Origin of the sequence: Bacillus sp. N3378-2at (assembly GCF_033412715.1) — a bacterium.
Lineage (GTDB): Bacteria > Bacillota > Bacilli > Bacillales > Bacillaceae > Bacillus > Bacillus subtilis.
Map to the genome: position 1 here is coordinate 629,048 of NZ_CP117986.1, position 22,038 is coordinate 651,085.

Below are 22,038 nucleotides of genomic sequence, written 5' to 3' on the forward strand. Positions count from 1 at the left end.
TTCATGTTCTTAACGTTCGGGTAATCGCTGCAGATCTTGAATCTGTAGAGGAAAGTCCATGCTCGCACGGTGCTGAGATGCCCGTAGTGTTCGTGCCTAGCGAAGTCATAAGCTAGGGCAGTCTTTAGAGGCTGACGGCAGGAAAAAAGCCTACGTCTTCGGATATGGCTGAGTATCCTTGAAAGTGCCACAGTGACGAAGTCTCACTAGAAATGGTGAGAGTGGAACGCGGTAAACCCCTCGAGCGAGAAACCCAAATTTTGGTAGGGGAACCTTCTTAACGGAATTCAACGGAGAGAAGGACAGAATGCTTTCTGTAGATAGATGATTGCCGCCTGAGTACGAGGTGATGAGCCGTTTGCAGTACGACGGAACAAAACATGGCTTACAGAACGTTAGACCACTTACATTTAAAATGATGAAAACAAGCTCTCCCGTATAAGGAGAGCTTTTATCTTGAAAAGAGAAAAGTTTTAAAAGACAGGGTGATACGATGAAGAAGTATACACTAATTGCAACGGCGCCGATGGGCATTGAAGCTGTTGTCGCAAAGGAAGTACGAGATTTAGGATACGAATGCAAGGTTGATAACGGGAAAGTTATTTTTGAAGGTGATGCACTTGCCATCTGCCGTGCGAACCTTTGGCTTAGAACAGCCGACCGCATAAAGGTTCAGGTTGCTTCTTTTAAAGCGAAAACATTTGATGAACTGTTTGAAAAAACGAAAGCGATTAACTGGCGCTCATTTATACCTGAAAACGGGAAATTCCCTGTCATCGGAAAATCGGTAAAATCAACACTTGCAAGCGTCCCCGACTGTCAGCGGATCGTCAAAAAAGCAATTGTTGAAAAGCTCAAGCTGCAGTCCGGCAAAGCCAATGATTGGATTGAAGAAACAGGTGCCGAGTATAAAGTGGAAATTTCTTTATTGAAAGATCAGGCTCTGATTACACTGGACTCATCAGGGACGGGCCTTCACAAACGAGGATACCGTGTCGATCAGGGCGGTGCGCCGATTAAAGAAACACTTGCTGCCGCTTTGGTGCAATTAACCAATTGGACGCCGGACCGCCCGTTTGTTGATCCTTTCTGCGGCTCCGGAACAATCGCGATAGAAGCGGCGCTAATCGGCCAAAACATCGCCCCGGGATTCAACCGCGATTTTGTATCAGAGGATTGGGAATGGATCGGTAAAGATCTGTGGAACAAAGCGCGGCTTGAAGTCGAAGAAAAGGCAAATTATGATCAGCCGCTTACAATTTTCGCTAGCGACATAGACCACCGCATGGTTCAAATCGCAAAAGAAAATGCAGAGGAAGCAGGATTGGGAGATTTAATCCAGTTTAAGCAGATGCAGGTCAAAGACTTTACCACAAATCTGGAGTTTGGCGTAATTGTCGGCAACCCGCCATATGGAGAGCGTCTCGGCGAGAAAAAAGCCGTTGAGCAGATGTACAAAGAAATGGGGCAGGCGTTCGAGCCGCTTGATACTTGGTCTGTGTATATGCTGACATCAAATGAAAACTTTGAGGAAGCATATGGCAGAAAAGCAACGAAGAAACGAAAACTCTTTAACGGGTTTATTAAAACGGATTATTATCAATACTGGTCAAAAGTAAGGCCGCAGCGTAAGAAAACAGAAAACGCATAAAAAGAAGACGCTCTGCATGCGTCTTCTTTCATCTTTCAGCCCTATTCTATCGTTACCAACGGTGAGCTTTCGCGTTGCTTCTCAATATAATGTTGGTTTGGGACATTTCAGTGTGACCGTTTACTTGAGACTTAGAACGTTTAGGCCGCGTCCAATTGTGATGAAACAGTTCAGAATGCTGATCTAATCGGTTTCTATAACTCATGTCAACATCACTCCCTGATAGAATATTGTTGATAAGACGGATAATCCGGAGACGGAATATCAAGTGTAGTTTGTGCATGTTTCGGTGATAACATGCGGTAAAGCATGTATATAAAATGAAAAGTTCGCATACAATGATGATTATTTACATCAGAGGTGATCTCATGCTGAACAGCGAACATTTTAATCTTATTCAAAGGGCGCTTGACGCAACAGCAAACGAGCTGAAGGAGCTCGGGACTGATTCGTCTCCGTCTGTGATTTCGCATGCGCAAACTGATTTAGAAAAAGCGGTAGAACATATTTATTCAACAGACCATCCTTTTTTATCGTCGCATGTGATCAATCGTAAGTAAACTGCAAAAAACTTGGCAATGCCAAGTTTTTTTATTGTATTCATCACCGGAAAATGATATTATTGGTGATCTGAATGTCGAATAGTTGGGGGTTGGAACTAGGTGACAACATCACGTTTGCCTTTTTCTTTAACGAAAACAAAGAATTTTTATGAAGAATTGAACAATTGGATTGGTGACGTGTTTTACGATATCCTTCCCGAAAAAGGGTTTGATCTTCGGGACGAGCAAGTATTTATGGCTTTTCAGCTGGAGCGGGCGTTTAAAGAGAAAAAAGTCATGTTCGCCGAAGCTGGAGTGGGAACGGGGAAAACGCTGGTTTATCTTCTTTTTGCAATCAGCTATGCAAGGTATGTCGGCAAACCCGCCATCATCGCTTGTGCAGATGAAACATTAATTGAACAGCTGGTGAAAAAAGAGGGCGATATTTCTAAGCTGGCTGAGCATCTTGATCTGAAAATTGATACAAGACTGTCAAAATCACATGAACAATATTTATGCTTGAAGAAGCTTGAAAAAACAATGCAGCGTTCTGATGATGATAAATGGCTGGATCTTTATGAGTCGTTACCGTCATTTGTCCACGAGTCACAGGCGATGCAGCGCTTTTATCCGTATGGCGACCGTAAGCAGTACGCAAATCTATCGAATGAAGAGTGGTCTGACGTAAGCTACGACTCGTTTCAGGACTGTCTGACTTGTGATATGAGACACAGATGCGGTCTGACACTTTCCAGAGATTACTATCGCAAGTCAACGGACTTAATCATATGTTCCCATGATTTTTATATGGAGCATGTGTGGACGGAAGAATCACGCAAACGAGAGGGCCAGCTGCCGCTCTTGCCTGATCATAGTGCAGTTGTATTTGATGAGGGGCACTTGTTAGAGTTTGCTGCGCAAAAAGCGCTAACCTATAGAGTGAAGCAGTCTACTCTTGAATTGTTTTTAGAACGATTGCTGCAAAATGACATCAGAGAAGAGTTTGCAGAATTGATTGAAGATGCGCTTCTCGCAAACGACGAATTTTTCTATGTTCTTTCTGAAGAATCAAAGGAAGTAGCCGGTTCACACCGTTTAGAAATAAAAAATGACCAGCGTGTCAAAAAGGCGGCGGACGAGCTTTGCCGTTTACTTGATAAAATCGGTGAGGCACTTGTATTTGAGTCTGAAATGTATACGATTGATCAATACGAGTTGTCAGTAGTGGAAGAATACGTTGAACAAATGGCGTATTCATTATCTCTATATCAAAAGGATGCAATCAGCTGGCTGGAGAAAAAGGAAGCAGAATCAACTTTTGTCGTGATGCCGAGAACGGTAGCAGAAGTACTTGGCGAAAAAGTGTTTTCTAAGAAAATTCCTTATATCTTTTCTTCTGCTACGCTGTCAGAAGGCGGTTCGTTTGATTATATTGCCGACAGTCTTGGGATTCATGATTATTTGTCATTAACTGTTGATTCCCCTTATGATTATGACGAGCAAATGAGTATTAATCTATACGCAAAAACAGATATGGCCGCTGAACAAAAAACGGCTGAAACGATTGAAACAATCAAACGTTACAAAGGAAGAACGCTGGTGCTTTTCCCTTCTTTTGAAGAATTAAACGAGTTTAAAGAGCTGTCGGCGGCATGGGAGCTGCCGTATCCAATTTTCTTCGAAGGTGATGAGGAAATCAGCAGCTTAGTAGAGAAATTCCAAGAGGAAGAGGAAACAGTACTTTGTTCAGTTCACTTATGGGAAGGACTCGATATTCCCGGTGACGCATTGAAGAATGTTACCATTTGGTCATTGCCTTTCCCGCCACACGATCCTGTATTTACAGCGAAGCGCAACGGAGCGAAAAAGGATCCGTTCGAAGAAGTTGATCTGCCATATATGTTGTTACGTGTACGGCAGGGCATCGGGCGCCTGATTCGCTCGAATCAAGACAGCGGCTCGATTCACATTTACGCTGGCGGAGAAAATGAACGCATCATTGATGAGGTCAAAAAGGTCTTGCCTGTTGAACCGCACATGATGTAATGGAAAAAAGCTGACGATCGTTCGTCAGCTTTTTTATTTGTCAGCGGGATAGCCAGCCGCCATCAACTGCTAAAATATGTCCATTTACATAATCTGAAGCACGTGATGCCAAAAAGACTGCAGTCCCCCCGATATCATCCGCGTGGCCCCAGCGGCCGGCAGGAATTCTCTTTAAAATGTCCTCATTTCGCTTTTCGTCATCCCGAATAGGCTTTGTATTGGCAGTAGAAATATAGCCTGGGGCGATTGCGTTGACCTGAATACCTGACGCTGCCCACTCATTTGCAAATGATTTTGTCAAACCGGCAACAGCGTGTTTGCTCGCGGTGTAAGCCGGAACGAGGATGCCGCCTTGAAAAGACAGGAGAGAGGCAATATTAATAATCTTTCCGTGACCTCTTTTCAGCATGTGCCTGCCAGCAAGCTGTGTCAGAATAAACAGGCTGTGTAGATTGACATTCAGTACGTGCTGCCAGTTCTCTTCTGAAAAATCTTCCGCTTTTTCCCGATGAATAATGCCGGCATTATTGACAAGGATGTCGATCTGCCTGTTTTCAAACAGGTCAGCTGCAGAATCCTTTATCGCTTCCGGCTTGCTCATGTCCAATGTAAAAGATGTAAATATCCGGCCTTCCTTTTCCACAAGCTGCTGTGTTTCAGACAGACTGCTTGTATGTGATGTGCCGATAATATCAGCGCCAGCTCCGGCTAGGGCTTTGGCAATACCTTGACCGATCCCTGTTCCCGGGCCTGTCACCAGCGCTGTTTTTCCTTCTAATGAAAAGACGTCATGTAGATAACCCATCTTATTTCAGCCCATCCATCGGAATGAGATCCATGTCCGTAAATGTGTAATTTTCTCCAGCCATCGCCCACACAAAGCTATAGTTTGATGTTCCTGCGCCAGAATGAATAGACCAAGCGGGAGAAAGGACAGCCTGCTCATTTCCAACAACAAGATGGCGTGTTTCGTCCGGCTGGCCCATGAAATGAAATACCTTTGAATCCTTTTCAAGATCCAGATAAAGATAAGCCTCCATCCGACGGTCATGAACGTGTGCTGGCATGGTATTCCAGTTGTTGTTTTGATCTAACATCGTTATTCCCATCATCAGCTGACAGCTTTTAATGCCATCCTGATGAATAACTTTGTACAGACTTCTGACATTAGACGCTGCATCATCACCAAGGCGGTCCGGTGTCAGTTCAGCTAGGGCGGCTTTTTGTGTCGGATAGCTTTTGTGGGCGCAAGCGGAGACGAAGTAAAACTTCGCTTTTTCCCCGTTCAGGCTTGGAAACGATACATCCTGATTGCCCATTCCGATATAGAGAAAATCCTTTGTTTGAAGCACATATTCATCATCGCCAACCCTGACAGCGCCAGGCTGGCCGACATTAATAATCCCGATTTCACGCCGTTCCAAAAAGAAGTCTGTTTTTATAAAATCACCTGCATCAAGCTTCAGTTCACTTTGCCCTGGAGCCGCTCCGCCGATGACAACCCGGTCTTCATGTGAGTAATACATCGTAAGTTTGTTTTCTGTAAATAAAGAATCCATTAAGAAATGACTGCGAAGCTCCTCTGTTGTAAAGCGTTTTACTTGTTCAGGATGTACAGAATAACGATTTTCCATTATATTTCCCCCTTGGTTAGGATTTCAGCATCACTTGAATGAAAATATTTTGGTAACGGTTTCAAAGGAAATTTTAGGATAAATAGTGAAAAGAGTCAACGAAAAAATAATGAATTGACACATTATTAAAAAAACTCTTTCCAAATTTTAAAATTATGGTATTCTTTTGTTGTAACGGTTTTGAAATCGGTTTCAAATATATGAGATACAGGAGCACTTGAATGAAAAAGAAAACAACAGGCCATACAACCATCAAAGATGTAGCTGAATGTGCAGGAGTTTCGAAATCGACAGTTTCCCGCTATATTAACGGAAAAATTGACGCGATTTCTCCTGAAAAAGTGAAAAACATTAAAAAGGCAATCGCAGAATTGAATTATCGGCCGAGTAAAATGGCACAAGGTTTGAAAATAAAAAAAAGCAAGTTAATCGGATTTGTTGTGGCTGACATTACAAATCCTTTTTCGGTCGCTGCTTTCAGGGGAGTCGAAGAGGTTTGTGATCAATATGGATACAGCATTATGGTGTGCAACACAGATAACAGTCCTGAAAAAGAGCGGGAAATGCTCTTAAAGCTAGAAGCCCATTCGGTTGAGGGCTTGATTTTAAACGCAACGGGGGAAAACAAGGATGTACTGCGCGCTTTTGCTGAACAGCAAATTCCAACAATCTTAATTGACCGGAAACTGCCGGATCTGAAACTGGATACCGTAACGACTGACAACAGATGGATCACAAAAGAGATTCTTCAGAAGGTTTACAGCAAAGGGTATACTGATGTCGCGCTGTTTACCGAACCGATTTCCTCTATCAGCCCTCGTGCAGAAAGAGCAGCTGTGTATCAGGAAATGGCTTCCGTTCAAAATGTGAACGGGCTTGTCAGATTGCATGAAATTGACGTAAAGGACAAGGAGCAGCTTAAGGCGGCGCTTCGTTCTTTTCACAAGGAAATGCCGGAGCAAAAAAAAGCGATTCTGGCTTTGAATGGCTTGATTATGCTGAAAATCATCAGCTGTATGGAAGAGCTTGGCCTGCGCATCCCTCAAGATATAGGGATTGCAGGATTCGATGATACGGAGTGGTACAAACTGATCGGTCCAGGCATTACAACGATCGCCCAGCCGTCACATGATATGGGCAGGACGGCGATGGAACGTGTATTAAAAAGGATTGATGGTGACAAAGGAGCGCCTCAAACCATTGAATTAGAGGCAAAAGTCATCATGAGAAAGTCACTTTAATCCTAGGTGCCCTCAACAAAGAGGAGGTTGGGAAGAGATGAAGCTTGATGCGGTGACATTCGGGGAATCAATGGCCATGTTTTACGCAAATGAGTATGGAGGCCTTCATGAAGTATCCACTTTTTCTAAAGGGCTTGCCGGAGCAGAAAGCAATGTCGCCTGCGGCCTTGCCAGACTCGGATTCCGAATGGGATGGATGAGCAAGGTCGGCAATGATCAGCTCGGAACGTTTATTTTACAAGAGCTTAAAAAAGAGGGAGTGGATGTGTCCCGTGTGATCCGCTCGCAGGACGAAAATCCCACCGGGCTGCTGCTTAAGTCAAAAGTGAAAGAAGGCGACCCGCAAGTTACCTACTATAGGAAAAACTCAGCTGCAAGCACATTAACTTCTGCTGAATATCCGAGAGATTATTTTCAATGCGCAGGCCATTTGCATGTGACAGGCATTCCGCCTGCCTTATCAGCCGAGATGAAAGACTTCACGTACCATGTCATGAACGACATGAGAAACGCAGGGAAAACCATTTCATTCGACCCTAATGTAAGACCTTCGCTTTGGCCTGATCAAGCAACAATGGTACACACAATCAACGATCTGGCTGGGCTTGCAGACTGGTTTTTCCCGGGTATCGCAGAGGGAGAGCTATTGACCGGAGAAAAAACACCTGAAGGCATTGCCGACTATTATTTGAAAAAAGGTGCCAGCTTTGTCGCTATTAAACTCGGAAAAGAAGGCGCTTACTTTAAAACGGGGACAAGTGAAGGATTTCTAGAAGGCTGCCGGGTCGACCGGGTGGTTGATACGGTCGGCGCCGGAGACGGATTTGCAGTCGGTGTAATCAGCGGTGTCCTAGACGGTTTGTCGTACAAGGATGCGGTGCAAAGGGGAAATGCGATTGGCGCTTTGCAAGTGCAGGCACCGGGGGATATGGACGGTTTGCCGACCAGGGAGAAATTAGCTTCTTTTTTATCTGCTCAAAGAACGGTTCACCAAAAGAAAGGGGATTATTAATATGGAGTCCAAAGTTGTTGAAAACCGTCTGAAAGAAGCAAAGCTGATTGCAGTCATTCGTTCAAAGGATACACAGGAGGCCTGTCAGCAGATTGAGAGTTTGTTAGATAAAGGGATTCGTGCAGTTGAAGTGACGTATACAACCCCCGGGGCATCAGATATTATCGAATCCTTCCGTAATAGGGAAGATATTTTAATTGGCGCGGGCACTGTCATCACCGCGCAGCAAGCTGGGGAAGCTGCTGAGGCTGGCGCGCAGTTTATTGTCAGTCCGGGTTTTTCAGCTGATCTTGCTGAACATCTATCTTTTGTAAAGACACATTATATCCCCGGCGTCTTGACTCCGAGCGAAATTATGGAAGCGCTGACATTCGGTTTTACGACATTAAAGCTGTTCCCAAGCGGTGTGTTTGGCATCCCGTTTATGAAAAATTTAGCGGGTCCTTTCCCGCAGGTGACCTTTATTCCGACAGGCGGGATACATCCGTCTGAAGTGCCGGATTGGCTTAGAGCCGGAGCTGGCGCCGTTGGAGTCGGCAGCCAGCTGGGCAGCTGTTCAAAAGAGGATTTGCAGGCTGTTTTCCAAGTGTAAGTGAAATTGTTTTTTCATAACCGGAGGATGGGAGAATCCACAATATGAAAATCAAGGCGACAATTGAACGGGTACCTGGCGGAATGATGATTATTCCGCTATTTCTTGGAGCGGCGCTCAACACGTTTGCGCCTGGAACAGCGGAGTTCTTTGGAGGGTTTACGGGTGCTTTGATTACCGGAACGCTGCCGATACTGGGTGTTTTTATCTTTTGCGTAGGAGCAACGATTGATTTTCGTTCTTCAGGCTATATCGCAAGAAAAGGAATTACGTTATTATTGGGAAAGGTCGGATTTGCGGCACTGCTCGGCGTGATCGCAGCGCAATTTATACCTGACGAAGGCATACAATCCGGCTTTTTTGCAGGCCTTTCTGTTTTAGCAATTGTCGTGGTAATGAATGAAACGAACGGCGGACTGTATTTGGCGCTCATGAATCACATGGGAAGAAAAGAGGATGCGGGCGCTTTCGCCTTTATCAGTACAGAATCTGGTCCTTTTATGACCATGGTGACGTTTGGTGTGACGGGACTTGCCGCATTCCCATGGGAAACGCTGGCAGCGACAGTCATCCCGTTTTTACTTGGATGTATACTTGGAAATCTGGATCATGATCTCAGAGACTTATTCAGCAAGGTTGTGCCGGCGATCATTCCATTTTTCGCCTTTTCGCTCGGCAATACCTTGAATTTTGGAATGCTGATCCAATCAGGGCTGCTCGGCATTTTTATCGGAGTTTCTGTCGTCATTTTATCGGGCAGTTCTTTGTTTTTGCTTGATCGTTTTATTGCGCGGGGAGACGGTGTCGCGGGAGTGGCCGCTTCTTCTACGGCAGGGGCGGCTGTAGCCGTGCCATATGCATTAGCGGAAGCGAATGCCTCATTTGCGCCAGTTGCTGAGTCGGCAACTGCAATTATCGCGACAAGCGTTATTGTCACCTCGCTCTTAACCCCGCTGGCAACAGTGTGGGTAGATAAAAAAATCAAGCAGAAAAAGCGGAGAACACCTCCGCCAAAAAATCAAATGACGATCAACTGAATAAAAAGGCTGCCGCAAAACATACCGGCAGCCTTTTATACAAACAATTTGACTTTCATACCCCCTTCCATTAGCCTGTAATGGAACGGCTAGAATAGGGAGGGAATGGATATGGAGATACATACATATGAAAAAGAATTTTTTGATCTTTTAAAAAGAATCTCACATTACAGCGAAGCAGTTGCGTTAATGCACTGGGACTCCAGAACAGGAGCGCCGAAAAACGGCTCAGAGGATCGTGCCGAAAGCATCGGCCAGCTTTCAACAGATATATTCAATATCCAAACATCAGATCGAATGAAGGAGCTTATCGATGTCCTGTATGAACGATTTGATGACTTGTCGGAAGATACGAAAAAAGCAGTGGAACTGGCGAAAAAAGAGTACGAAGAGAATAAGAAAATCCCTGAGGCTGAATACAAAGAATACGTGATTCTGTGTTCAAAGGCAGAAACAGCGTGGGAGGAAGCGAAAGGAAAATCTGATTTCAGCTTGTTTTCTCCTTATTTAGAACAGCTGATTGAATTCAATAAACGTTTTATTACGTATTGGGGATATCAAGAGCATCCTTATGATGCATTGCTTGATTTGTTTGAGCCCGGCGTCACGGTAAAGGTGCTTGATCAGCTGTTTACTGAGCTGAAGGAAGCGGTTATCCCTCTTGTTAAACAGGTGACAGCTTCCGGAAATAAACCAGATACAAGCTTTCTTACAAAAGCGTTCCCGAAAGAAAAGCAAAAAGAGCTCAGTCTGTATTTTTTACAGGAGCTTGGCTACGATTTTGATGGCGGAAGACTTGATGAAACCGTTCATCCGTTTGCAACTACGCTGAATCGGGGAGACGTTCGGGTCACGACGAGATATGATGAAAAAGATTTCCGGACGGCGATCTTTGGCACCATTCATGAGTGCGGGCACGCGATTTACGAGCAAAATATTGATGAAGCACTCAGTGGCACGAATTTGTCAGACGGCGCATCAATGGGAATTCATGAATCGCAATCATTATTTTACGAGAATTTTATCGGCCGCAACAAGCATTTTTGGACACCGTACTATCAGAAGATTCAAGAAGCATCACCTGAACAGTTCAAGGACATCTCCCTGGATGATTTTGTCCGGGCAATCAATGAATCAAAACCTTCATTTATCAGGGTCGAAGCGGATGAATTAACGTATCCTCTTCATATCATCATCCGTTATGAAATTGAAAAAGCGATTTTTAGCAATGAAGTGTCTGTGGAAGATCTGCCGTCGCTCTGGAATCAAAAATACCAGGATTATTTAGGGATTACACCGCAGACCGACGCAGAGGGGATTTTACAGGACGTCCATTGGGCAGGTGGAGATTTCGGCTACTTCCCATCCTATGCGCTCGGCTACATGTATGCGGCTCAGCTGAAACAAAAAATGCTTGAGGATCTCCCTGAATTTGACGCTCTCTTGGAAAGAGGAGAGTTCCATCCGATAAAGCAATGGCTGACGGAAAAGGTGCACATTCACGGAAAACGGAAAAAGCCGTTAGACATTATTAAAGATGCAACAGGAGAAGAGCTGAATGTTCGCTATTTAATTGATTATTTATCAAACAAATATTCAAATCTCTATCTGTCATAATCAAAAGCCTGGCGGCGCGGTCGTCAGGCTCTTTTATATCGAATTCCCTTGAAATACGAATGATATCTAAAAAAACAAAAATAAAGTTCGGGAATTTTTATTTTCAGCCTATGCAAGAGATTAGAATCTTGATATAATTTATTACAATATAATAGGAACACTCATATAATCGCGTGGATATGGCACGCAAGTTTCTACCGGGCACCGTAAATGTCCGACTATGGGTGAGCAATGGAACCGCACGTGTACGGTTTTTTGTGATATCAGCATTGCTTGCTCTTTATTTGAGCGGGCAATGCTTTTTTTATTCTCATAACGGAGGTAGACAGGATGGAAGCACTGAAACGGAAAATAGAGGAAGAAGGCGTCGTATTATCTGATCAGGTATTGAAAGTGGATTCTTTTTTGAATCACCAAATTGATCCGCTGCTTATGCAGAGAGTTGGTGACGAATTTGCGTCCAGATTTGCAAAAGACGGTATTACCAAAATTGTGACAATCGAATCATCAGGTATTGCTCCCGCTGTAATGACGGGCTTGAAGCTGGGTGTGCCAGTTGTCTTCGCGAGAAAGCATAAATCGTTAACACTCACCGACAACTTGCTGACAGCGTCTGTTTATTCCTTTACGAAGCAAACAGAAAGCCAAATCGCAGTGTCTAGGACCCACCTGTCGGAACAGGATCATGTGCTGATTATCGATGATTTTTTGGCAAATGGACAGGCAGCGCACGGGCTTGTGTCGATTGTGAAGCAAGCGGGAGCTTCTATTGCGGGAATTGGCATTGTTATTGAAAAGTCATTTCAGCCGGGAAGAGAAGAACTTGTGAAACTGGGCTACCGAGTGGAATCTTTGGCAAGAATTCAGTCTTTAGAAGAAGGAAAAGTGTCCTTCGTACAGGAGGTTCATTCATGAGAAATGGATTCGGCAAAACGCTGTCTTTAGGGATTCAGCATGTTCTCGCCATGTATGCCGGCGCCATTGTCGTTCCTCTGATTGTCGGAAAAGCAATGGGACTGACCGTCGAGCAGCTGACTTACTTAGTATCAATTGATATTTTTATGTGCGGTGTGGCTACACTTCTGCAAGTGTGGAGCAACCGATTTTTTGGGATCGGGCTTCCGGTAGTGCTTGGATGTACCTTTACAGCTGTATCGCCAATGATTGCGATTGGATCTGAATATGGGGTTTCAACAGTTTACGGCAGCATTATCGCTTCAGGCATTCTTGTCATTCTTATTTCATTTTTCTTTGGAAAGCTCGTATCGTTTTTTCCGCCGGTCGTGACAGGCTCTGTTGTTACGATTATCGGTATTACACTGATGCCGGTTGCCATGAATAACATGGCCGGCGGAGAAGGAAGTGCAGATTTCGGAGATCTCTCCAACCTTGTTCTTGCTTTTACCGTGTTGAGTATCATTGTACTTCTGTACCGTTTTACAAAAGGCTTTATCAAGTCCGTCTCGATTTTGATCGGTATTTTGATTGGCACCTTCATCGCTTATTTTATGGGAAAAGTTCAATTTGATAATGTTTCGGACGCGGCAGTTGTTCAAATGATTCAGCCATTTTACTTCGGCGCGCCGTCTTTTCATGCAGCGCCTATCATTACGATGTCCATCGTTGCAATTGTCAGCCTTGTGGAGTCAACTGGTGTTTACTTTGCTTTAGGTGACCTGACAAACCGCCGTTTGACAGAGAAAGATTTGTCTAAAGGCTATCGAGCTGAAGGACTGGCTGTGCTTCTGGGAGGTATTTTTAACGCTTTTCCTTACACGGCATTCTCTCAAAATGTCGGGCTTGTTCAGCTCACAGGGATCAAAAAAAATACAGTCATTGTGGTCACAGGTGTGATCCTAATGGCATTTGGGCTGTTTCCAAAGATCGCTGCTTTCACGACCATTATTCCATCCGCTGTTTTGGGCGGTGCAATGGTGGCGATGTTTGGAATGGTGATTGCTTACGGAATTAAAATGCTCAGCCGCATTGATTTTGCGAAACAGGAAAATCTGCTGATTGTTGCCTGCTCAGTGGGATTGGGGCTGGGTGTGACCGTTGTGCCGGATATTTTCAAACAGCTTCCGAGTGCCTTAACGCTGCTTACAACGAATGGCATTGTGGCGGGCAGCTTTACTGCAGTCGTCTTAAATATTGTATATAACGTTTTTTCTAAAGCTAAAAAATCAGAACAAGAAGCTGACCTCGCTGAACAAAAAACAGCAGTCTAACTCCGCCGCGGCGGAGTTTTTTTGCATATAAAAAAGATTGTTGCGGCACAATGTATGCAAAGAGGTGATCGCATGGCGTTTATTTTATCCATTGGAACAAGTCTTCCTGCGTATAATGTAAACCAAGAGAAAGCGGCCGAGTTCGCCCGCTATATGTTTCAGCATTCTTTTAAGGATATTGACCGGCTGTTATCCTCCTTTAAAAACGGGCAAATCCATTCGAGACAGTTTGTTAAGCCGATTGAATGGTATAAAGAGGGGCACAGCTTTGAAGAAAAAAATCAAATATACATAGAAGAAACACTGAAACACAGCAGAGCGGCTGTTCGTGAGTGCCTCTCTCATCCGGAATTTTTTCAAGAAGCCATTCCTTATGAGAAAGTGGAAGCTGTTTTTTTCGTCTCCAGCACAGGCCTTTTCACACCGAGTATCGAGGCGCGGCTTATGAATGAACTTCCGTTTTCTCCATATACGAAGCGGATTCCGATTTGGGGGCTTGGCTGTGCAGGAGGAGCCAGCGGACTTGCGCGTGCAGCCGAATACTGCAAAGCGTATCCTACGGCTTTTGTGCTTGTCATTGCTGCCGAGCTGTGCAGCCTGACATTCCAGCCGGAAGATAAAACAAAAAGCAATCTGATCGGCACCTCGCTTTTTGGTGACGGCATTGCCGCAGCTTTATTATGCGGAGAGAAGGCGGACCGCAGGATGTCAAAGCTGCAACTTGCGCCGAAGATAATGGACGCCCAATCTGTTTTGATGAAACAATCAGAAGATGTCATGGGCTGGGACTTTACCGATCAAGGATTCAAAGTCATTTTCTCACGAGACATTCCGACCTTGGTGGAAAAATGGCTCAAAACAAATGTACAGATTTTTTTGGACAAACATAAGCTGTCATTCCATGATATCAGTGTTTTTTTGGCGCATCCAGGCGGAAAAAAAGTGATCGATGCATACATCAAAAGTCTCGGGCTGTCGTCAGAAAAGCTTTCATCTGCGCAAAGCATTTTGCAAAAGCACGGAAATATGTCTTCAGCTACAATCTTGTATGTGATCAAAGACCATCTGCAGAACGGACATAAAAAGGAAGCTGAACGAGGACTGATTGGCGCATTAGGGCCGGGTTTCTCATCAGAATTGCTGTTATTCAGCTGGGAAAAGGGGGCCTGACTCATGTTTTGGTTGTTGATCGCCATTCTCATTGTTCAAAGAGCAGCAGAAATGGCAGTGGCCAGGCAAAACGAACAAAAGGTAAAGAAGCAAGGAGCAATTGAATTTGGCGAGAGCCACTATCCGTATATCATTACGATGCATATCCTTTTTTTCCTGTCCTTAATTGCCGAGGTGCTGCTGATGAATAAACAGCCGTCCAGCTGGTGGCTCGGTATCGCTGCAGTTATTTTAAGCGCACAGATCGTACGGTATTGGGCGCTTTGTTCCTTAGGGGCATATTGGAATACGAAAATCCTTGTTGTTCCAGGTGTAGAGCTTGTAAAAAAAGGTCCATATAAATGGATGAAACATCCAAACTATGCCGTTGTTATACTCGAAATTTTGTTGATTCCGCTGCTTTATCAAGCATACGTCACCATGTGTCTGTTTTCCATTTTCAATGCAGTGTTGTTAAGCGTCAGAATTCGCGCAGAAGACAAAGCATTACAGGAATACAGCGTAAAATAGCGATTGAAAATCATTCTCAACCATGTTAAAATGGATTTGAAAAAGATTCTCAATCAGGATGGTGAAGCAAATGACAATGCTGTTTTTGCTTGGAGCGGTTTGTACATATAGTGTATTAATTGGTTTTGTATTAAAAGGAATCTCTAATAAATCTGTTTGATGAATCTGGAACTTGTAAAAGTTGCAGATTTTCTTTTATAGAAGCTGCCGTAATGGCGGCTTTTTTCTATTCTCCTAAAGAAATTTGGTTTATTCTTGTGTAAAATGAAAAGGGAATGAATTCAGATCTTTCGAAAAAGGTTCACAATTGAAACGGCACAAAGGGGTTCAGACTTATGACAGATCAAAACAGAAAAGAGCTTTTGCATAAAACCGGGGAACTTTATAAGCAATTTATTGAGAATCAAGATGAACAAAGGGCTGCTAAACTGGCTGCGGTCATGAAAAAAGCGGCTGATGAAGAGGTTTATATCGCGTTTACCGGGCATTATTCAGCGGGGAAATCGTCACTGCTGAACTGCCTGTTAATGGAGAATATTTTGCCGACAAGCCCGATTCCGACAAGCGCTAACCTTGTTGTGATCAGAAACGGGGAAAAGCGAGTTCGGCTTCATACAACAGACGGAGCGTGTGCTGAGCTGGAAGGGGCTTACCAGAAAGACAAGGTGCAGCAATATTGTAAAGACGGGGAACAGATTGAAAGCGTCGAAATTTTTGACAGGTATACTGAGATCGATTCCGGGGTTGCGTATATTGATACTCCAGGGATAGATTCAACAGATGATGCGCATTTTCTATCGGCTGCTTCTATTCTTCACCAAGCGGATGCGCTGTTTTACGTCGTTCACTATAATCACGTGCACTCTGAGGAAAATGTAAAGTTTCTCAGATCAATAAAAGAAAGCATTCCGAATGTGTATTTTATCGTCAATCAAATTGACCGCCATGATGAGACGGAGACGAAATTTGGAGACTATAAAGCGCAGGTAGAGGAGATGCTTTGCAATGAAGGGATTTCAAAGGAAGCGCTCTATTTTACGTCAGTAACAGAACCGGACCACCCGTTCAATCAGATGGGGGCCCTGAGAGAAGAGTTAAGAAGAATAGAACAGCAATCAAAAAGCAATATGCAGGCTTTAACCGAACAAAAAGTCCGTAATCTGCTAAAGGAACATACGGAAATGCTGAAGAAAGACGAAACAGGCGCTCCGAGTTTCGCTGAACAGCTTAATATCCAAACTGGACTGGTCCAATCGCTGCGTGATCAATTTAATGAGGCCGAAAAACAAACGACTGAGGCAGAGAAGAGGATGCAGGAAGAAATCAATCTTATTTTAAAAAACGCCAACCTGACGCCTTTTGAAATGCGTGAATTGGCGGCTGCATTTTTAGAATCACAAGAGCCTTCCTTTAAAACCGGCTTTTTCTTTTCTAAAGCGAAAACTGCACAGGAAAGAGATAAAAGGCGGAATGCTTTTTTCTCTGATGTGGCAAAACGAACAGAGGCCGAAGCGGATTGGCATATGATAGACACGCTTCATAAACTCGCCAAGGCATTTGATGTCTATACCGCTGAAAGTGAAAAGCTGATTCAGGCCTATCGCACACCGCTTGATATAAGCATCATTGAACGCGCGGTCAAGCATGGTGCAGCCTTTTCTTCTGAATATGTATTGCAATATACAAAAGATTTGGCAGAGCTCATCCGGAAAGAGGCGAAAAGAGAAGCCGCAGACATCATAAAGGTGCTCTCCGCTATGGTGAAAGAGCGTGTTTCCAAAGACGTGCAAACGATTAACGACCGGCTCGTCCAAGAATCAGAAAAACTTGTCTTTCTTCAAGAACAGGCGCGTTTAGAGAATAATGCCCGAGAGAAAACCGATCGCCTGTGGGCCATTTGGGAAGAAGAGTCCGCATGCCCAATGCATATAGACACAGAATGGTTTAAATCGAAGAAAACAAGAGTGGCGGCTCCAGAGCAGAAACAAGGCCGAAGCCAGCTGACGGCGCAGCCGATGCCGAAATCAGAAATCAAAATGGAACAAGAAATGCCGCTTCAAGACCAAATCAAACGCTTTTACACTTTGTCTGACCTTTTAGGCGAATGCAGCATGTTGTTAAAGCAAACTTCAGCGTTTCGTGAAAGGGTGAAAAGGCTTGAGGAACGGAAATTTACACTTGCTCTTTTTGGAGGCTTCAGCTCGGGGAAATCATCATTTGCCAATGCGCTTGTCGGCGAAAGAGTGCTGCCATCCTCACCAACGCCAACCACAGCGACAATTAACAAGATCACAATGCCAATCAATGGCAACTTAAACAAAACAGCGGATGTAGTGTTTAAGACAGAGGATGACATAACGGCTGAAATTTTGCAGCTCACCGGAATACCAAAGGAACCGGCAGGCCGTTCCTTCACAGAGAAGTGGGAAAAGGCAGTCAAAAAAAACAGGCTGCAGGAAGAACACGTGAAATTGATCAGCAATTTCCTGCTTGCATATGAGAAGTATCAGCAGTATATACAGGAACAGAAGAAATTAACGATTCCGCTATCTGAATTAAAGCCGTATGTAGCAGAGGAAACAACGGCCTGTGTTGTAAAAGAGGTAACGGTCTACTATACATGCCCGCTCACTGAAAAAGGGATTACGATCGTTGATACACCCGGCGCGAGCAGCATGAATAAACGGCATACAGAGCTGGCATTCCAATATATCAAAGATGCTGATGCATTTTTTTATATGACTTATTATCAGCACTCTTTTTCAAAAGGAGACCGTTCATTTTTGCGAAAGCTTGGACTTGTGAAAGAATCGCTCAGCATGGATAAAATGTTTTTTATTATTAATGCTGCAGACCTTGCAAAAGATAAAACAGAACTCGAAACAGTGACCGATTATGTCAGCGCAGAGCTTGTAAAAGAAGGGGTTTATGAACCGCAGCTCTTTACCGTATCAAGTAAGGAGGAACTGGTGGGAAAACCGGAGTCATTTTACAATCAGTTCTCAAAAGTAAGAAAACACTTAGACCGGTTTATCGAAGTGGACGTAAAAAAAGCGTCAGCAGCGCAGCTCAGTTCGGAGGCAGACAAACTATGCGAAACCGTTTTTCAGCTTCACCAATCCCAGCATCAGTCCCGAGAAGAGAAGGAAGCGCAGAAACAGCGCCTTATGCTGTCATTTGAGCGGACAGCGGCCGATATCGAGAAACGGCGGAACTCAAAAACCATCATTGAAAAAGTAAAAAAAGATACAAGAGAGCAGCTTTATCACATTGCACAGCGATTATCATATTTTGCAAATGATTTATTAAAATCGGCATTTCATCCTGGACTGCAAAACGGGGATTGGAAAAAGAACGTCAGTAAAGCGATGACAACAGCCTTACATGAATATCAATTTGAATATATTCAGGAAATCAAAACGCTTGATGTTCGCATGAGCGGTTTCATCGAACGGCATATCAATGAAGAATGGCTGGATCAATTTCAAAAAACATTAAACGAGGACGGTTATTTTTCCGTTTATGCGGGTGATCAGCATTCGAACGGCATACAGTTGAAGGAAGTTGAACCGGAAATAGAAGAACGTGCTTTTGAGCAGGAACTAAAAGAGGTCAAATCACCGAAGCAGTTTTTTGAGCAGAAAGGAAAAGCGGCCTTTATCGAAGCTGTACGGATGAAACTTACGAAAATCACAGAGGCATGGATAAAAAATGAAGAAGAAAGCCTGATCTCTCATTACACAGCTCACCTCAGACGCTTACAGGAAGATATGGGTGAAAAAGCAATCGCGCAAATAACGGATCAAAAAGAGACATATTTAAGAGGATATGCGGAAGGGGAACATGCGAAAGAGATTGAAATGGCGTATCAGGCGTGCATCTCCTGGAAAAATTCAGACAATACAATAAAAATGTAAATTTCAGTTGGCTTGTATTTCAAGTCATGATAGACTAAATAGAAAAAAGCGAGATGAACGATTAATGTCAGAGGTACATAAAGCAATTTCAGCACATTCATCAAAACAGCACGAGCATATCAAAGCATTTATGCGTCTTGAAAATATGCGTGAATTGGCGATTGAAGAAGTTGTTGCTAAATGCAGAAACGATGAGCCTTATACTACAGATGCAATTAATGAAATTACCGAGCAAATGAATCAGCTCGCTAAAAAAGGCATCGTCCCGACAAGACGGCTTGTATCAAAAGAAATGGTCAGAGAATACGTAAGCCGCATGTAAGCTGGATGATCCTGTCGCGAGTGAACCTCCTGCCGGAAGCATATACTATATGCATCCGACGTAAGGGGGGATTCATGTTGGGCAGAACAAAGCTCGGAAACAGAAATGCACAGGCGAATAACAATGCCAAAAAGAAAAACGGATTTCAAACCCATTTTGACTCTTACGCAGGACGCGAAGCTGAAAAGCTGATCGCCAGCAACAAAAGACACAACGATTGATAAATATCCAAACAGTATCTCTAATTAAAGAGATACTGTTTTTTATTTTTGGGCTGCTTTATGATAAAATAGAAGGAATGAAAGAAAAGGGAGTTATTTGATGAATAATAATAAACTATTGCTGGTTGACGGCATGGCTCTTTTATTCCGGGCCTTTTTTGCCACGGCCGTACATCGCAACTTTATGATAAATGACAGCGGGGTGCCGACGAACGGCGTCAACGGCTTTTTAAAGCATTTGATTACAGCTGTGGAAACATTCCAGCCGACACACGTCGTCTGCTGCTGGGACATGGGGAGCAAAACGTACCGAAATGACTTGTTCCAAGATTATAAGGCCAACCGCAGCGCGCCGCCTGTGGAGCTGATTCCGCAGTTTGATTTGGCAAAGGAAGCAGCCGCAGAGCTTGGAATCATGAATATTGGCTTTGCCGGCTATGAAGCGGATGACTGTATCGGTACTCTTGCCGATTTATTTGCGAATGAAGCGGACATTACGGTCGTAACAGGGGACAGAGATTTACTTCAGCTGTTAACGGATAAAGTAAGCGTTGCTTTGCTTCAAAAAGGAATCGGAAATTATAAAGTCTATACAAAAGAGACTTTTTATGAAGAAACAGGCGTAATGCCGAAGGCTTTGATTGATATTAAAGCGCTTATGGGAGATTCCAGTGATAACTATCCCGGAGTCAAAGGGATTGGAGAAAAAACAGCCTACAAACTGATTCGTGAATACGAAACGATTGACCGTTTATTGGAAAATCTTTCTCTTCTTCCAAAAGGACAGCAGGGAAAAATTCAGCAAGGTTTAAGCGATTTGGAGATGTCGAGGAAGCTTGCGGAAATTCATTGCTCAGTGCCGCTGGCCTGCACACTGAAAGACGCTTTATTTACTTTGCAAATGGAGCAGGCGGCTGACATGCTTCGCCGCCACCAAATCAAAGGAATTGAGCGTATGCTTGAAAAGCTGAACGCTAGAGAGATCGTTTAGATCTTCTCTAGCGTTTTGTATTGCTTTTTTTTGCTCTCTCCTCAAGCTCTGTTTTAGGGTCATTATGTGTTTTGCCTTCCAGGTCGCCTTGCGGAGTAACACCGCCGGTCAGCCGGCCTTTATCTTTCTTTTTCATGTTAGTTCACCTCGCCATTAGGATGAACCAATGATCAAGATTTAATTCTTTTCATTCAGCCGAATCGCTTCTTTTGCCAGAAGATCGGCTTTTTGGTTTTGCTTGCCCGGTATCCATTTGATGAAAAAAAGAGGGAATGCCGCTTTTAATCGGGTGATTTCTTCTACGAACGGTTGAAACGTTTTATTTTTAACCATTTCAAGCTCAGTGGCGCGTTCCACAATATCTGAATCGGTTCGAAAGGAAACCGATTGATACCCGCGCGTTGCACATAGCTTCATCCCTTCAATTAATGCAAGAAATTCCGCTTCCTGATTTGTATGCACTCCGATTGGAATAGAGAAGGATTCTGCTATTCCCTCATGTTTGATAAAAATGCCGATACCGGAAGGGCCGGGATTACCAGCGCTTGCGCCGTCTACGTATATTTCTGTAGGCATTATGAACTCCTTTCATCTTTAGGTATCATTTTTTTGGCTGCATAAGCATAAGGCAATGAAATCAAAGATACCGCAAACTTAATCAAATATGTAGAAATAAAAATATGAAGCCACACGCCTGCCGGATAAATGCCGAGAAAGGCGACTGAAGTGAATATGAATGTATCAAACAGCTGGCTGACTGCTGTACTGCCGCCGTTTCTGAGCCATAAAAGCCGATCAGAAGGAAATATCCTTCTAATTGCCGAATATACATAAACATCCAGCGTTTGGCTGAAGATAAAGGCAAGCAGACTTCCTAACGCAACTCGCGGAAGGAATCCGAAGATCGTTTCCAGCGCTGTTTGTGATATGTCGCTGGAAGCCGGTTCGAAAAGCAGCACGCCCTGCATGACAAATGTCAGCGTCAGGAGCGTTGAGAATCCGAGCCATACCGCTTTTCTGGCTTCAGCTGGTCCGTATTTTTCATTCAGCACATCTGTCGCAAAAAAGATTGTGCCATACATCACATTCCCGAGTGTCGCTGTTAAGCCAAACAGTTCCACTGTTTTGACGACTTGGAGGTTGGCGCAGACTGTCGCAAAACCGATCCAAACAAACAGCCCCATTTTGCCAAATCCTTTATAAAATAAAAGAACAATGATAAAATGAATGATCGCAAAAAAGATCCAAAACGAATTATTAAACAAGATGAAAAAGCTTCCTTTCCGGGGTAAGATTGGTTTGATTAT

At 43.8% G+C, this 22,038-nt stretch carries 23 protein-coding genes, 1 other RNA gene and 1 riboswitch; of the genes, 18 read left to right on the forward strand and 6 right to left on the reverse strand.

Annotated features, from left to right (window positions below):
• Positions 1–12: 12 nt before the first annotated feature.
• Positions 13–393, forward strand: an RNA gene (gene rnpB, locus PUN35_RS03490) — RNase P RNA component class B.
• Positions 394–493: 100 nt separating this feature from the next.
• On the forward strand, positions 494–1,651 hold the full coding sequence (locus PUN35_RS03495; protein WP_009967571.1) for a THUMP domain-containing class I SAM-dependent RNA methyltransferase: 1,158 nt from the start codon (positions 494–496) through the stop codon (positions 1,649–1,651).
• A gap of 52 nt (positions 1,652–1,703) precedes the next feature.
• On the opposite strand, the gene PUN35_RS03500 is transcribed toward PUN35_RS03495, so the two are convergent.
• On the reverse strand, positions 1,704–1,856 hold the full coding sequence (locus PUN35_RS03500) for a YpzG family protein (protein WP_010327933.1): 153 nt from the start codon (positions 1,854–1,856) through the stop codon (positions 1,704–1,706).
• 163 nt (positions 1,857–2,019) lie between these two features.
• Between PUN35_RS03500 and PUN35_RS03505 the strand changes: the two genes are divergently transcribed.
• Positions 2,020–2,211: a hypothetical protein gene (locus PUN35_RS03505; protein ID WP_003246090.1), complete on the forward strand. Its 192-nt coding sequence runs from the start codon at positions 2,020–2,022 to the stop codon at positions 2,209–2,211.
• A gap of 102 nt (positions 2,212–2,313) precedes the next feature.
• Positions 2,314–4,239, forward strand: coding sequence for an ATP-dependent DNA helicase (locus PUN35_RS03510; protein WP_014477152.1), 1,926 nt, complete (start codon positions 2,314–2,316; stop codon positions 4,237–4,239).
• A 40-nt stretch (positions 4,240–4,279) separates the two neighbouring features.
• Here the strand turns inward: PUN35_RS03510 and kduD are convergent, their stop codons facing one another.
• Entirely contained in the window at positions 4,280–5,044 is a 765-nt protein-coding gene (kduD, locus tag PUN35_RS03515; RefSeq protein ID WP_014480098.1) for a 2-dehydro-3-deoxy-D-gluconate 5-dehydrogenase KduD, read from the reverse strand.
• Between the two features lies 1 nt (position 5,045).
• The gene (gene kduI / locus PUN35_RS03520) at positions 5,046–5,873 is read right to left on the reverse strand and encodes a 5-dehydro-4-deoxy-D-glucuronate isomerase (protein ID WP_014480097.1); all 828 of its coding nucleotides are present in this window, start codon (positions 5,871–5,873) and stop codon (positions 5,046–5,048) included.
• 221 nt (positions 5,874–6,094) lie between these two features.
• Here kduI and kdgR point away from each other — a divergent pair, with 221 nt between their 5' ends.
• From kdgR to exnP, 14 genes are all read left to right on the forward strand, one after another.
• Positions 6,095–7,114 (forward strand): pectin utilization transcriptional regulator KdgR, encoded by a 1,020-nt coding sequence (kdgR, locus tag PUN35_RS03525; protein ID WP_014480096.1) that lies wholly within the window; start codon positions 6,095–6,097, stop codon positions 7,112–7,114.
• Between the two features lie 37 nt (positions 7,115–7,151).
• Complete coding sequence (kdgK, locus tag PUN35_RS03530; protein WP_014480095.1) at positions 7,152–8,126, forward strand: 2-dehydro-3-deoxygluconokinase; 975 nt, start codon at positions 7,152–7,154, stop codon at positions 8,124–8,126.
• 1 nt (position 8,127) lies between these two features.
• Positions 8,128–8,718 carry a bifunctional 4-hydroxy-2-oxoglutarate aldolase/2-dehydro-3-deoxy-phosphogluconate aldolase gene (eda, locus tag PUN35_RS03535; protein ID WP_014480094.1) on the forward strand — a complete coding sequence of 197 codons (591 nt, stop codon included), beginning with the start codon at positions 8,128–8,130 and terminating at the stop codon, positions 8,716–8,718.
• 44 nt (positions 8,719–8,762) lie between these two features.
• Entirely contained in the window at positions 8,763–9,755 is a 993-nt protein-coding gene (gene kdgT / locus PUN35_RS03540; RefSeq protein WP_031600615.1) for a 2-keto-3-deoxygluconate transporter, read from the forward strand.
• A 111-nt stretch (positions 9,756–9,866) separates the two neighbouring features.
• On the forward strand, positions 9,867–11,372 hold the full coding sequence (gene ypwA, locus PUN35_RS03545) for a carboxypeptidase (RefSeq protein WP_014480092.1): 1,506 nt from the start codon (positions 9,867–9,869) through the stop codon (positions 11,370–11,372).
• Positions 11,373–11,513: 141 nt separating this feature from the next.
• Positions 11,514–11,613, forward strand: a riboswitch (purine riboswitch).
• 89 nt (positions 11,614–11,702) lie between these two features.
• Positions 11,703–12,287, forward strand: coding sequence for a xanthine phosphoribosyltransferase (gene xpt / locus PUN35_RS03550; protein WP_014480091.1), 585 nt, complete (start codon positions 11,703–11,705; stop codon positions 12,285–12,287).
• The gene (pbuX, locus tag PUN35_RS03555; RefSeq protein WP_014480090.1) at positions 12,284–13,600 is read left to right on the forward strand and encodes a xanthine permease PbuX; all 1,317 of its coding nucleotides are present in this window, start codon (positions 12,284–12,286) and stop codon (positions 13,598–13,600) included. The genes xpt and pbuX overlap by 4 nt, the downstream gene beginning before the upstream one ends.
• Positions 13,601–13,672: 72 nt before the next feature.
• Positions 13,673–14,770, forward strand: coding sequence for a type III polyketide synthase BpsA (gene bpsA / locus PUN35_RS03560; protein WP_014480089.1), 1,098 nt, complete (start codon positions 13,673–13,675; stop codon positions 14,768–14,770).
• Positions 14,771–14,773: 3 nt separating this feature from the next.
• Positions 14,774–15,280, forward strand: coding sequence for an alkylpyrone methyltransferase (bpsB, locus tag PUN35_RS03565; RefSeq protein ID WP_014480088.1), 507 nt, complete (start codon positions 14,774–14,776; stop codon positions 15,278–15,280).
• A gap of 70 nt (positions 15,281–15,350) precedes the next feature.
• On the forward strand, positions 15,351–15,440 hold the full coding sequence (fbpC, locus tag PUN35_RS03570) for a Fur-regulated basic protein FbpC (protein ID WP_100069434.1): 90 nt from the start codon (positions 15,351–15,353) through the stop codon (positions 15,438–15,440).
• 175 nt (positions 15,441–15,615) lie between these two features.
• Positions 15,616–19,197, forward strand: a complete 3,582-nt coding sequence (gene dynA / locus PUN35_RS03575; RefSeq protein WP_014480087.1) for a dynamin GTPase — start codon at positions 15,616–15,618, stop codon at positions 19,195–19,197.
• A gap of 64 nt (positions 19,198–19,261) precedes the next feature.
• On the forward strand, positions 19,262–19,519 hold the full coding sequence (locus tag PUN35_RS03580) for a YpbS family protein (protein ID WP_014480085.1): 258 nt from the start codon (positions 19,262–19,264) through the stop codon (positions 19,517–19,519).
• 74 nt (positions 19,520–19,593) lie between these two features.
• Positions 19,594–19,740, forward strand: a complete 147-nt coding sequence (locus PUN35_RS03585) for a hypothetical protein (RefSeq protein WP_003230761.1) — start codon at positions 19,594–19,596, stop codon at positions 19,738–19,740.
• Positions 19,741–19,840: 100 nt separating this feature from the next.
• A complete protein-coding gene (gene exnP, locus PUN35_RS03590) occupies positions 19,841–20,731 on the forward strand; it encodes a 5'-3' exonuclease ExnP (RefSeq protein WP_003230763.1) in 891 nt (296 codons plus the stop codon).
• Between the two features lie 7 nt (positions 20,732–20,738).
• Here exnP and sspL read toward each other — a convergent pair whose 3' ends face one another.
• The 3 genes from sspL to PUN35_RS03605 are packed head-to-tail and all read right to left on the reverse strand — an operon-like array spanning position 20,739 to position 21,996.
• A complete protein-coding gene (gene sspL / locus PUN35_RS03595; protein ID WP_014480084.1) occupies positions 20,739–20,867 on the reverse strand; it encodes a small, acid-soluble spore protein L in 129 nt (42 codons plus the stop codon).
• 41 nt (positions 20,868–20,908) lie between these two features.
• On the reverse strand, positions 20,909–21,307 hold the full coding sequence (locus tag PUN35_RS03600; protein ID WP_014480083.1) for a reverse transcriptase-like protein: 399 nt from the start codon (positions 21,305–21,307) through the stop codon (positions 20,909–20,911).
• On the reverse strand, positions 21,307–21,996 hold the full coding sequence (locus PUN35_RS03605; RefSeq protein ID WP_014480082.1) for a queuosine precursor transporter: 690 nt from the start codon (positions 21,994–21,996) through the stop codon (positions 21,307–21,309). The genes PUN35_RS03600 and PUN35_RS03605 overlap by 1 nt, the downstream gene beginning before the upstream one ends.
• Between the last annotated feature and the right edge of the window lie 42 nt (positions 21,997–22,038).

Coding starts and splice junctions, on each gene's coding strand:
- fbpC (WP_100069434.1), top strand. CDS start 15,351: ATGACAATGCTGTTTTTGCTTGGAGCGGTTTGTACATATAGTGTATTA.
- PUN35_RS03600 (WP_014480083.1), bottom strand. CDS start 21,307: ATGCCTACAGAAATATACGTAGACGGCGCAAGCGCTGGTAATCCCGGC.
- eda (WP_014480094.1), top strand. CDS start 8,128: ATGGAGTCCAAAGTTGTTGAAAACCGTCTGAAAGAAGCAAAGCTGATT.
- kdgR (WP_014480096.1), top strand. CDS start 6,095: ATGAAAAAGAAAACAACAGGCCATACAACCATCAAAGATGTAGCTGAA.
- PUN35_RS03500 (WP_010327933.1), bottom strand. CDS start 1,856: ATGAGTTATAGAAACCGATTAGATCAGCATTCTGAACTGTTTCATCAC.
- PUN35_RS03585 (WP_003230761.1), top strand. CDS start 19,594: ATGTTGGGCAGAACAAAGCTCGGAAACAGAAATGCACAGGCGAATAAC.
- sspL (WP_014480084.1), bottom strand. CDS start 20,867: ATGAAAAAGAAAGATAAAGGCCGGCTGACCGGCGGTGTTACTCCGCAA.
- kdgT (WP_031600615.1), top strand. CDS start 8,763: ATGAAAATCAAGGCGACAATTGAACGGGTACCTGGCGGAATGATGATT.
- pbuX (WP_014480090.1), top strand. CDS start 12,284: ATGAGAAATGGATTCGGCAAAACGCTGTCTTTAGGGATTCAGCATGTT.
- bpsA (WP_014480089.1), top strand. CDS start 13,673: ATGGCGTTTATTTTATCCATTGGAACAAGTCTTCCTGCGTATAATGTA.
- PUN35_RS03505 (WP_003246090.1), top strand. CDS start 2,020: ATGCTGAACAGCGAACATTTTAATCTTATTCAAAGGGCGCTTGACGCA.
- PUN35_RS03580 (WP_014480085.1), top strand. CDS start 19,262: ATGTCAGAGGTACATAAAGCAATTTCAGCACATTCATCAAAACAGCAC.
- exnP (WP_003230763.1), top strand. CDS start 19,841: ATGAATAATAATAAACTATTGCTGGTTGACGGCATGGCTCTTTTATTC.
- bpsB (WP_014480088.1), top strand. CDS start 14,774: ATGTTTTGGTTGTTGATCGCCATTCTCATTGTTCAAAGAGCAGCAGAA.
- dynA (WP_014480087.1), top strand. CDS start 15,616: ATGACAGATCAAAACAGAAAAGAGCTTTTGCATAAAACCGGGGAACTT.
- kdgK (WP_014480095.1), top strand. CDS start 7,152: ATGAAGCTTGATGCGGTGACATTCGGGGAATCAATGGCCATGTTTTAC.
- ypwA (WP_014480092.1), top strand. CDS start 9,867: ATGGAGATACATACATATGAAAAAGAATTTTTTGATCTTTTAAAAAGA.
- PUN35_RS03495 (WP_009967571.1), top strand. CDS start 494: ATGAAGAAGTATACACTAATTGCAACGGCGCCGATGGGCATTGAAGCT.
- xpt (WP_014480091.1), top strand. CDS start 11,703: ATGGAAGCACTGAAACGGAAAATAGAGGAAGAAGGCGTCGTATTATCT.
- kduI (WP_014480097.1), bottom strand. CDS start 5,873: ATGGAAAATCGTTATTCTGTACATCCTGAACAAGTAAAACGCTTTACA.
- kduD (WP_014480098.1), bottom strand. CDS start 5,044: ATGGGTTATCTACATGACGTCTTTTCATTAGAAGGAAAAACAGCGCTG.